An 11,325-nucleotide genomic window follows, 5' to 3' on the forward strand; every position below is an offset into this window, starting at 1 on the left:
GTCCAGGCCGTCGACCGGGAGAGCATCGACGCGGCGGAGAGGGAAGTGGTGTCCCTTCTCCGGCAGCGGCACCGGATCGGCAGCGGCCAGGAGGAGGACTTCTCCGTGCGCAATCTCTCGGAGATGCTCGAGGTCGCGGAAGCCTCGACGCGGGTCATGAGCCTGCTGCTGGGGGCGATCGCCTCGGTTTCGCTCCTCGTGGGCGGGATCGGGATCATGAACATCATGCTGGTCTCGGTCACGGAGCGGACGCGCGAGATCGGGATCCGGCTCGCCGTGGGGGCGAAGGAGCGGGACATCCTGGTCCAGTTCCTGATCGAGGCGGTGTTCCTCTCGGTGGCGGGCGGGGCGATCGGGATCCTTCTGGGGATCGGGGGGTCGCTCCTCATCTCGCGGTTCGCCGGCTGGTCCACGCTCATCTCGCCCGGGGCCGTCCTCGTCGCGTTCAGCTTCTCCGCCGCGGTCGGGATCTTCTTCGGGTTCTACCCGGCCCGCAAGGCGTCGCGGCTCGACCCCATCGAGGCCCTGCGGCACGAGTAGCCGGCCCCCAGAGGCCCATTCCCGGAAGATTCCGGCATTCGAGTCCCGCTGCATCCCTGCCGGCTTCGTTGCCTTCCCTCGCCGTACCGCTGCGGGTACGCCTCGGTCTGGCGCCTCGCCGGACAGGGCGCATCGGCCCTCTCGGTGCACGGACTCTTCAGGAACGGGCCTCTGGAGGCCGGCAAGAACAGGGACGTTCATAAGAACTCTTCCTCCCCTGCTTGGGGTGCCGCATCTGCGCGCCCCGTTACGAGGGCGCCGGGAGCGGCTTCGCGGCCTCGGAGGGGGCTCCGTTCGTGGCTCGCCGTGCGGTGAACCTGCACGGCTGCGCTTAACCTCACTCCGCCCTCCTCCTTCGGCCTGCTCCGCCCACGGTGCGCCCGGACGCGAGTGCGCCGGCAACCGGAGGACCCGGGGCGCAGCGGGGGGTTCCGCGTAGCGGCCTATGGAGCGAGGCAGAAATTGCGTCGAGCGGAATCGGCAGCGAGCGGGCGCAAGGTCGCGAGCGTAGCGGAGGGGAATCCCCCGCAAGCCAGGGTCCTCCGGTCGCGGTCCTACCCCGGACTCCCCCGCGGAGGTTTCCCGGCTTTCGACGGGGTGCTCCCTCTGTATAATGGATCGACCTTTTCGCAGAAGGGCAATGCGGACCTCCCGGAGAGGGTTCAGAATGAGCGACAGACCGAAAGTGGTGATCACGCGGAAGTTGCCCGGGGTTTCCCTGTCGAGGATCGGGGAGAAGGCGGAGGCGGTGCTGTCGGACCGCGACGGGCCGATGCGCCGCAAGGAACTGCTCGGGAAGGTCCGCGGCGCCTCCGGCATCCTCTCCACGCTGGCGGACCGCATCGACGCCGCCCTCATGGACGCCGCGGGGAAGACGCTGCGGGTCGTGTCCAACTTCGCCGTGGGGGTCAACAACATCGACGTGGCGGAGGCGACGCGCAGGAGGATCCGCGTCTGCAACACCCCCGACGTCCTCACCGAGGCGACCGCGGACCTCGGGTTCGGGCTCCTGATGGCGGCCGCGCGCAGGTTCTCCGAATCGGAGCGGTTTCTTCGGGAGGGGAAGTTCTCGGGGTGGGACCCGTGGGGGTTTCTGGGGGTTCCCGTGTTCGGGAGGACGCTGGGGATCGTCGGGATGGGCAAGGTCGGCAGCGCCATCGCCGGGCGCGCGAGGGGGTTCGAGATGCGGGTCCTCTATCACAACCGTAACCGGCTCCCGAAGGCGCGGGAGAACGCCCTCCAAGTCCGGTACGCGGGGCTTGACGAACTGCTATCGGCGAGCGATTTCGTCGTGCTCTGCGTCCCGCTCACGCCGGAGACGCGGGGGATGATCGGCCGGGATCGCCTGCGGAGGATGAAGAGGGAGGCGGTCCTGGTGAACGTCTCACGCGGGGAGGTGGTCGACGAGAAGGCGCTTGCCGAGGCGCTCCGCGAGCGGCGTATCTTCGCGGCGGGTCTGGACGTCTACGAGAAGGAGCCGAAGATCCACCCCGGGCTGCTACGCGCCCCCTCCGCGGTGCTCCTTCCCCACCTGGGAAGCGCCACGACGGAGACCCGGGAGCGGATGGGGGGGTTGGCCACCGAAAATCTGCTGGCCGTCCTCTCGGGGGGCGACCCCCCGTGTCCCGTCAATTGAAGCCGAACCCCTTCCGTCTCAGGATCTCGGCCGGGTCGAACCCCCCCGTCTTGGAAAAGGGGATCCGGACGACGCCGACCATCGGGGTGTGGAAGCCGACGGATCCGTTGAACTCGTAGGTGACGGACCGGCCCAGGAGAGCGTCCCGGGCGGCGGTTACGATCAATTCGGGACGGAGGGAGAACGGCACCTTCACCACGGTCAGTCCCGACGCCCCGATACGGATGTCGTCGCGGTGCTCCCCTCCCGCGACCGTTTCCCGGCCGATGATCGCGGTATAGGCGACGTAGGAGACGTTCAGGGGATAGTCGTTCGGATTGTCCACCTCGAGGATCAGGGAGAGATTCCACGGCTTCCCGGGGTCGGTGAGCGGGTTCGACATGAGCGTCACGTCGATCAGACGGACCTTCGGTGTTTTGAACATTTCCTTGACCATGCCTCTGCAGGAGAGCGGGGAGATCGCGAGGGGCAGGAGGAGAAGGAGGTAGATCCGCTTGGGCGTGCGCATCTCCGATATCCGGGTTCCCTTGGGCTTCCCGGAAGAGGACCTCCTCTCGAAAGTTATTCTCATTATAGGAGTTCCCGGGGACGAGGTGGTGCATTTTTCCGTCGTCCGCCGCGGGATCGACGCAAGGCGCAAGGGGTCGATCCGGCGTGTCTACGCGGTGGATGTTTCCCTCGGCTCCCCCGCCCTCGAAGGGGAGGTCTGCGCCCGGGTTTCCTCGGCGCGTCCCCTTCTCCCCGCACCCGACCCGTTTCCCCGAGTCCCCGTCCCTCCCCCGCGCGTGCGGCCGGTCGTCGTGGGGGCCGGCCCCGCCGGCCTGTTCGCCGCCCTCACCCTCGCCGGGCACGGCGCGCCGCCGATTCTTCTGGAGAGAGGGCGTCCGGTCGAGGAGCGTTCCCGGCAGGTGGCCGTCTTCTGGAAGGAAGGGGTTCTGGACCCGGAGAGCAACGTGCAGTTCGGGGAGGGCGGTGCGGGGACGTTTTCCGACGGGAAGCTGACCACGCGGATCGGGGATCCGCTGGTCGAGCACGTGATCGGCGTCTTCGCCAAATTTTCCGGCCTTCCGGATCTGCCCCGGGAGGCGAAACCGCACGTGGGGACGGACCGCCTCCGGAAGTTCTGCGTCCGGATGCGGGAGAAACTTGCCTCGCTGGGGGTCGAGGTCCGGTTCGGGGCCCGGGTCGACGGGATCGGGACGGGGGGCGGGTCCCTCCGGTCGGTCCGCCTGTCCAGCGGCGAAGAATTTCCCTGCGAAAACCTCGTGCTGGCGATCGGGCACTCCGCCCGGGACACGGTCCGGATGCTTCTTTCCCAAGGGGTCCGGATCTCCGCGAAGCCATTCGCCGTGGGGTTCCGCGTGGAGCATCCCCAGGAGCGGATCGACCGGATCCAGTACGGGAGAATGGCGGGGAATCCCGGTCTGCCCCCCGCCGACTACCGACTGACGGCGCGCACTCCCTCCGGGCGCGCGGTCTACTCCTTCTGCATGTGCCCCGGAGGCGAGGTGATGACCGCCTCGTCCGGGCCCGGGGAGCTGCCCGTGAACGGGATGAGCGCCCATGCGAGGAACTCGGGGTTCGCCAGCAGCGGGATCGTGGCGGCCGTGACGGAGGACGATTACGGGACCGGCGACGTCCTGGCGGGCGTCGACCTGCAGAGGATCATCGAGGCCCGCGCCTTCCGGAAAGGGGGCGCTGATTTCGGCGTCCCCGCCATGAATCTATCGTCCTTCCTCACGGGGAAAAATCTCAACCTCTCCCGGGGGAGGGCGCTTGCCCCCCGGGTCGTGCGGGCGAACCTGGCCGGCATCCTGCCGCCCCGGGTGGAGGAAGACATCCGGTACGCGCTGGGGAAGTTCGGGGAGTCGATGCGCGGGTTCCTCTCCCAGGAGGGGACCCTGTACGCGGTCGAGTCGCGCACCTCCTCCCCCGTGCGGATCGAGCGGGAGAATTATGAGTCGGTTACCGTAAAAGGGCTGTATCCTGTGGGAGAGGGGGCGGGGCAGGCGGGGGGGATCGTCTCTTCCGCGGTGGACGGGATCCGTGCGGCGCTTTGCATCCTGGGAAAATTCTCCGGCGAAAAGGCGGGATAGGCGATGCCCAAGACGAAATTCGTGAAGGACATCCAGGAAGGGGAGCAGGTGAGGGACCTTTTCCTGGTGAGCAACAAGGCGGTTCTTTCCAGCAACTCCGGGAAGCCGTATATCAACCTCTCCCTGCGCGACCGGACCGGCCAGGTGGAGTGCCGCGTCTGGGACCGGGCCGAGGAGATCGCGAAGCGGTTCGACCGGGACGACATCGTCGAGGCGACGGGGAGCGCCATCCAGTACCAGGGGCGGATCCAGCTCAAGGTGCAGGATGTCCGGAGGGTGGAAGGGGAGGCGGACCTCTCCGATTTTCTCCCCGTGACCCGGAAGGGGATCGACCTTCTCTGGCAAGAACTGCAGGGGCTGGTGGGGGGGATCGCGGATCCGGACCTCTCCCGGCTGCTCCGGCAGGTCTTCCCGGACCCCCCGTCGACGGAGACGGCTCGACGGTTTAGGCAGGCCCCGGGGGGGAAGAGCATGCACCACGACTACATCGGGGGGCTGCTGGAGCACACGGTCTCGGTCGCCGCGATCTGCCGTTTCCTGTCCGGGCATTACGAAGGGGTGGACGCCGACATGCTGATTGCCGGCGCCCTCCTCCACGACATCGGGAAAGTAGGGGAGCTCTCCTACGAGGGGGCGTTCGACTACACGGACGAGGGGCGCCTGCTCGGGCACCTGTACATGGGCGCCGAGTGGGTGGCCGCGGAGTGCGCGCGGATCGAGGGGTTCCCCGCCGACAAGACGATGCTCCTGAAGCACATGGTCCTCTCCCACCACGGGGAGCTCGAGTACGGTTCCCCGAAGCGGCCCAAGACCCTCGAGGCGATCCTATTGCACTTCGTCGAAAACATGGACTCGAAGGCCAACGCCTTCCTCGAGGCGGTCGGGGACCTGCGGGAGGGGGCGAGCTGGACCGACTACCAGCGGATGTTCGAGAGAACCCTGTTCGCGGGGAAGAGGGAAAAGAAGTAAAGGCCCCGCCGTTTCCCCGGGGGACACGGGGCCGGGTCAGCCCACCTCGTCGAAGGCCCGGAGGCGGAAGATGACGCCTTCGATCGATTCCGCCAGCCGGCGCACCGCCCCGTGGTCGAGGGCGGGGAGGGCCACGGCGGTCGCCGTGACCGAGGGGATGTGCCTGGGCGCCTCCCGGAGAAAGTCGAGGAGGGCGGCGAAGGAGGCCTCTCCGTACCGGTTCGGGCAGATCCGGGCGTAAGTCGCGGCGTCGGGGGCGTTGAGGGAAACGGAGAGGGCGTCGACCAGGCCGGCGAGCTCCGGCAGGACGTTGCGCCCGTGGACGAGGTTCGCCAGCCCGTCGGTGTTGACCCGGATCGTGGCGCCCTTCGCCTTGAGCGCAGCGGCGATCTCCTTGACCTCCGGGAGCCGGAGGAGCGGTTCCCCGAACCCGCAGAAGACGACCTCGTCGTACACGGCGGGGTCGCCGACCTCCGCGATCGCCTCGCCCACGCCGGGTTCCCCGGGAAGCTTCAGGTAGTGTCCCTTCACGTGAAAGTCGCCCCGCTTCGCGCAGAACGTGCATACGTTGGTGCACCGGTTGGTGATGTTCAGGTACAGGGAGTTCCGGATCCGGTACGCGATGCGGACCTCCTCGTCGGCGGGGATCCGGAAGATCCGCTTCGCGCTCATCGTGGTGACCCGGGCCACGTCCTCGACGGACAGCCCTTTGATCTCGGCGATCCGTTTCGCCACGAGGGGGACGTACGAGGGCTCGTTCGTCTTCCCCCGGTGCGGGACCGGGGCCAGGAACGGGCTGTCGGTCTCGATCAGCAGCTTCTCGAGCGGGAGGCGGCGGACCGCCTCCGCCTGGGTCTCGGACCCCTTGTAGGTGATCGCCCCCGGCAAAGAAATGAGGAAGTTCATCCCGATCGCCCGGCGCGCCATCGCCAGGTCCCCGGAGAAGCAGTGGATGATCCCCCCCACTTCGGAGGCCCCCTCCTCCGCGAGGAGGGAAAGCACCTCCTCGTGGGCGTCCCGGTCGTGGACGACCACGGGGAGATTTCGCTTCCGGGCGAGGCGGATCTGCTCCCGGAACGCGGCGCGCTGCGCGTCCCTCGGGGACCGGTCCCGGAAGAAGTCGAGCCCCGTCTCGCCGACCGCGACCACCTTGTCGCACCGCGAGAGGAGGTCGAGACGCGAAAGGAGTTCCTCCGAGCATTCGGAGGCGTCGTGCGGGTGGAGCCCCACGGCCGCGTAGACCCCTCCGTGACGGTGGGCGATCTCGGTCGCCTTCTCGTCGCTCCTCGGGTGGATCCCGATCGTGACGATGTGGGCCACCCCCGCCTCGCGGGCCCGGCGGACGACGTCATCCTCCGCGTCGCAGAGCGGCGGAAGATCCAGGTGGGCGTGTGTGTCGAAAAACATCGGGCTTCGCTTCGGTCAGCCCCTCTCAGGAGCGTCCCCCGCCGGCCTCCTCGATCCGGGGAAAGGCGATCACGGAGCGGGGGAGCGTGGCCCCGACGCGCAGGGTCCCCCAGCGGCCCGCCTCGGAAAGGGTCGCCTGCTCCACCCTGCCGTCGCATCCGAGCGCCTCCCACATCCGCTGCCCGGCCGCGGGGGTGAACGGGGACATCAGCAGGACGCAGACCCGGGCCGCCTCGAGGGCGTTGTAGAGGACGGTCCCGAGCCGGTCCTTCTTCGCGGGGTCCTTCGCCAGGGACCAGGGGGTGTTCGTGTCGATGTACTTGTTCGCCGTGTCGGACAGGCTCTGGATGGCCGCGAGGATTTTGTGGAACTCCACCTCCTCCATCGCCGCGTCCGCAGCGGGCAGGATCTCGCGGGCGGCGCCGGTCAGCCGGTCGTCGGAAGGTTCGGGCGCGGACGGGGAGGGGACGACGGCCCCGAAATATTTCCCCAGCATGTTGAGCGACCGGTTGAGGAGGTTTCCCAGGTTGTTCGCGAGGTCGGAGTTGATCCGGTCCACGAGCGCCTTCCGGGTGAAGTCGCCGTCCTTCCCGAACGGCACCTCGCGGAGCAGGAAGTAGCGGAAGGCGTCGGCCCCGTACTTCTCCACCATCTCGTACGGGTCGACCACGTTGCCCAGCGACTTGCTCATCTTCTGCCCCTCGACGGTCCACCATCCGTGGGCGAAGACGCCCAGGGGAGGCGCGATGCCGGCGGACAGGAGGAACGCCGGCCAGTAGATGGCGTGGAACCGGAGGATGTCCTTCCCGACCATGTGGATATCGGCCGGCCAGAAGTCGGTGAACGCCTCGGTGCGCTCCGGGTACCCCAGCCCCGTGATGTAGTTCGTCAGGGCGTCGTACCAGACGTAGATGACGTGTCCTTCCGCGCCGGGGACCGGGATTCCCCACGTGAGCGAGGTGCGCGACACGGAGAGGTCGGTAAGCCCCCCCTCCACGAAGGCGATGACCTCGTTCCGGCGGCTCTCCGGGCGGATGAATTTCGGATTCTTCTCGTAGAACGCGAGAAGCGGCTTCTGGAATTTCGACAGCCGGAAGAAGTACGACGGCTCCTTCCGTTTCTCCGCCGGCCTCCGGCAGTCCGGGCACGACCCGTCGACCAGCTGCAGGTCGGTCCAGTACGACTCGCAGGGCGTGCAGTACCACCCCTCGTACGTCCCCGGGTAGATGTCCCCGTTGGCGAGCGATTTCCGGAAGATGTCCTGGACGGAGGCGTAGTGGCGCGGCTCGGATGTCCGGATGAAGCCGTCGTTGCTGATGGTGAGCGCGGGGGAGAGCCCCTGGAAGCGGGTGACGACGCGGTCGGCGAGTTCCTTCGGGGAGATCCCCTGCCGGGTCGCGCTCTTGTTCACCTTCTCCCCGTGCTCGTCGGTCCCCGTGAGGAAGAAGACCCTCTGCCCCTTCATCCGGTGCCACCGCGCGAGCGCGTCGCAGGCGATCGTCGTGTAGGCGTGGCCGATGTGGGGGACGTCGTTCACGTAGTAGATCGGGGTCGTGATGTAGAACGTCCCCTTCACCTGTGCGTGCCTCCCGGTGCCAGGTGCTCGCGGGCGGCTTCGTCTCCGCTACGCTTGCGACCTTCGCCCGCTCGCTGCCGTTCCGCTCGATGCAATTTCCACCTCGCTCCATAGGCTGCTGCGGGGAACACCCCGCATCGCCTAGGGTCTCCGGTACCGGGCGCAGCGGTCGTGCGCCCGGCTGCGAGTGCCGGATCCCGGGGCCCCTGGCTCGCCGGCCTCCAGAGATCCATTCCCTCAGATCCCGGCATTCGAGGGCCGCTGCATCCCCGCCGGCTTCGTTGCCCGCCCTCACCGTACCGCGGCGGGTACGCCTCGGCCGGGCGCCTCGCCGGACGGGGCGCATCGACCCTCTCGGTGCACGGCCTCTTCAGGAACGGACCTCTGGAGGCCGGGGGGTCCCCAAAGGCTACGCTCGCGACCTTGCGCCCGCTCGCTGCCGGTTCCGCTCGACGCGATTTCTTCCCTTCAGCGGGACACTCCTCAACATGGGGGGGGACACTCCTGAGACGGGGGAAGATAAAAGCCAGGAATGTCCCCCCTGGGAGTGTCCCCCCGCCTCGTCGACCCCCCCGCATCGCCTAGGGTCCCCGATTGCCGGCGCAGCAAGCCGAAGGAGCGGGGGCGCAGTGAGGGTAAGCGCAGCCGTGCGGGTCCACCGCACGGCGAGCCACGAACGGAGCCCCCCTCCGAGGCTGCGGAGCGATCCACCGGCGACATTCCTCGAGGTACGGTTGGAGGAGTGTCCCCGCCCATTAACTCCCCTCCTCGTCGCCGAACCGGAACGAGAGGTCCTCCGTCCCCTCGGAGGCCTGGGGCTCCGGGACGTTCCGATCCGCCGCGCACGTCCCGCACGCACGGTTCCGGGTGTACGAGTCGTGCTCGTAGATGAGGCAGCACATCAGCCTGCCGCATACGCCGGAGAGTTTCGCCGGGTTGAGCGCGAGCCCCTGGTCCTTGGCCATCTTCACGGTGATCGGCTCGAAGTCGGAGAGATGGGAGGAGCAGCAGAGCTCCTTGCCGCAAGGGCCGATCCCCCCCACCATCCTCGCCTCGTCGCGGACGCCGACCTGGCGCATCTCGATGCGGGTGCGCAGTTCGTGGGCCAGGTCCTTGACCAGCTCCCGGAAATCGATCCGGCCGTCCGCCGTGAAGTAGAAGATCGCCTTGCTCCGGTCGAGGAGAACCTCGGTCCGCACGAGCTTCATCGGGAGCTTTCTCGATTCGATCCGGGAGAGGCAATAGGCATGGGCGTCCGTCTCGCGCCGGGCGTTTTCCTGGTGCGCGTGGAGGTCGTCGGCGGAGGCCGTCCGGACCACCTTCGGGAACGGGGCCTTGCGCGAGGCGAGGGATACGCCGTCGATCCGCTGGACGACTTCCCCCAGGACCGGGCCGCGCTCGGTCATCACGACCGCGTAGTCCCCCTTGCCGAGAGGGATCCCGGTGCAGTCGTAATGGCTCGTCTTGCACAAGCCGCGGAGCCGGATGCCCGCCAGATCCATTTCGGAACCTACCCCTTCCCGTGAAATTCGAACAAAAATGCCTCCACCATGAGCTGCTTCTGCGCCTGAGGAGGCATGCGGGACATGGAAAGAAGCGCCTGGAGCGCACGGCTCCACCCCTCCGGGGTCTTGCGGCCGGCGGCGGCCCGCAGCGCGTCCTTCAAATCCTCGTTTATTATACCCATTTCCGCGCGGGAAGATAGTAGGGCGAGGTCCCGCACGATGGAGAGGGGGGCCGCGACCTTCCGGGAGAGGTCCGAAGCCCCCTTCCACGACGCGGCGGCCGCGGTGATGGCTGCCGGGTCGGGCGACGAAAGGAGCCGGATCCATCGTTCCCGCTCGTCTTCCGCCTCTTCCAGCACATCGAGGGCTCTTCCGGGGCTTCCCCCCGAGCAGGCCGCCGCGGTCCGGATCTCCCCGGGGGAATGGCTGTCGCCGACCCCGGGGATGCCGGCCACGATCTCCTCCACATCCCTTGTCGAAAGGGGGGAAAAGGGGATCTTCTGGCAGCGGGAGACGATCGTGGGGGGGAGGCGGGAGATCCGGTGCGCGACGAGGAGAAGGTGCGTCCCCGGCGGGGGCTCCTCGAGCGTCTTGAGAAGCGCGTTCGCCGCCTGGACGGTCATCCGGTCGGCGGGGACGATGACGACGGCGCGGGGCCGGTCCGAGAACGCCTTGAGCGAAAGCTCTTCTTGGAGGAGGCGGATCTCCTCGATCAAAATATTCTGGTTCTCCGGGGAGACGGTCAGGAAATTCGGGTGGGATCCGGAGGAAAGAAGACGGCAGTCATGGCATGTGCCGCACCCGCCGGCCGGCCCCCGGTTCCGGCAGAAGAGGGCCGAAACGAAGGCATGGGCCGCCTTTTCCTTCCCGATCCCCTCCTCCCCGAAGAACAGGAGGCCGGGAGGGATCCTCCCGGAATCGAGGTAGCGCGCAAGGAGGGCCACCGCCCGGTCCTGCCCCCGTATCCCCCCGAATGTCCCTACCATCGGAGGCGCGCCGCAATCCCCGCCCGCACGCGACGGAACACCTCGTCGGCCGGGGGGGTCCCGTCGATCCGGACGATCCGGTCCGGATGCCTCTCCTGCAGGCGGAGGTACCCTTCCCGGACTTTCCGGTGGAATCCGATCGTCTCGGATTCGATCCGGTCGTGCTTCGTTCCCCGTCCGTGGATGCGCCGGAATCCGGTTTCGGGGTCGATGTCGAAGAGGAGGGTGAGGTCCGGGACAAGCCCCCCGGAGGCGAAGGCGTTCATCTCCTGGATCCGCGCATCATCGATCCCCCGGGAGAACCCCTGGTAGGCGGAGGTGGCGTCGAAGAAACGGTCGCACAGGACGGCTTTCCCGGAGGAGAGGGCGGGGAGGATGAACGCGCGGACATGCTGGGCGCGCGCGGCCTCGTACAGGAGGAGTTCGGTCTCCGGGAAGACATGCTCCTCGCGCCGGGAGAGCAGAAGCCGGCGGACCTCGTCGGCCAGGGGGGTTCCGCCCGGCTCCCGGGTCACGACGTGGGGGATCCCCTGTCCGGCGAGATATTCCGACAGAAGGCGGAGCTGCGTCGTCTTGCCGGAACCCTCGATCCCCTCGAACGTTACGAACG

At 68.1% G+C, this 11,325-nt stretch carries 10 protein-coding genes; 4 read left to right on the plus strand and 6 right to left on the minus strand.

Annotated features, from left to right (window positions below):
- On the plus strand, positions 1 to 540 hold a 540-nt coding region (locus tag VJ307_03885), incomplete at its 5' end, for an FtsX-like permease family protein (protein ID HJX73275.1).
- Positions 541 to 1,207: 667 nt separating this feature from the next.
- Positions 1,208 to 2,176: a D-glycerate dehydrogenase gene (locus VJ307_03890; GenBank protein HJX73276.1), complete on the plus strand. Its 969-nt coding sequence runs from the start codon at positions 1,208 to 1,210 to the stop codon at positions 2,174 to 2,176.
- Here VJ307_03890 and VJ307_03895 read toward each other — a convergent pair.
- On the minus strand, positions 2,169 to 2,684 hold the full coding sequence (locus tag VJ307_03895; protein HJX73277.1) for an LEA type 2 family protein: 516 nt from the start codon (positions 2,682 to 2,684) through the stop codon (positions 2,169 to 2,171). The two genes, VJ307_03890 and VJ307_03895, sit on opposite strands and share 8 nt — an antisense overlap.
- Between VJ307_03895 and VJ307_03900 the strand changes: the two genes are divergently transcribed.
- Entirely contained in the window at positions 2,677 to 4,272 is a 1,596-nt protein-coding gene (locus VJ307_03900; GenBank protein HJX73278.1) for a hypothetical protein, read from the plus strand. The two genes, VJ307_03895 and VJ307_03900, sit on opposite strands and share 8 nt — an antisense overlap.
- Positions 4,273 to 4,275: 3 nt before the next feature.
- The gene (locus VJ307_03905; GenBank protein ID HJX73279.1) at positions 4,276 to 5,241 is read left to right on the plus strand and encodes an HD domain-containing protein; all 966 of its coding nucleotides are present in this window, start codon (positions 4,276 to 4,278) and stop codon (positions 5,239 to 5,241) included.
- Between the two features lie 36 nt (positions 5,242 to 5,277).
- On the opposite strand, the gene VJ307_03910 is transcribed toward VJ307_03905, so the two are convergent.
- From VJ307_03910 to tmk, 5 genes are all read right to left on the minus strand, one after another.
- Positions 5,278 to 6,648: a TatD family hydrolase gene (locus VJ307_03910; GenBank protein HJX73280.1), complete on the minus strand. Its 1,371-nt coding sequence runs from the start codon at positions 6,646 to 6,648 to the stop codon at positions 5,278 to 5,280.
- Between the two features lie 25 nt (positions 6,649 to 6,673).
- Entirely contained in the window at positions 6,674 to 8,224 is a 1,551-nt protein-coding gene (metG, locus tag VJ307_03915) for a methionine--tRNA ligase (GenBank protein HJX73281.1), read from the minus strand.
- A gap of 755 nt (positions 8,225 to 8,979) precedes the next feature.
- Positions 8,980 to 9,726, minus strand: a complete 747-nt coding sequence (ricT, locus tag VJ307_03920) for a regulatory iron-sulfur-containing complex subunit RicT (protein ID HJX73282.1) — start codon at positions 9,724 to 9,726, stop codon at positions 8,980 to 8,982.
- 8 nt (positions 9,727 to 9,734) lie between these two features.
- Entirely contained in the window at positions 9,735 to 10,715 is a 981-nt protein-coding gene (holB, locus tag VJ307_03925; GenBank protein HJX73283.1) for a DNA polymerase III subunit delta', read from the minus strand.
- Positions 10,709 to 11,325: dTMP kinase (gene tmk / locus VJ307_03930; GenBank protein HJX73284.1), on the minus strand; the 617-nt coding region annotated here is incomplete at its 5' end. The genes holB and tmk, both read right to left, overlap by 7 nt.

This window comes from Candidatus Deferrimicrobiaceae bacterium (assembly GCA_035256765.1).
In the GTDB taxonomy this organism is placed as follows: domain Bacteria; phylum Desulfobacterota; class Deferrimicrobia; order Deferrimicrobiales; family Deferrimicrobiaceae; genus CSP1-8.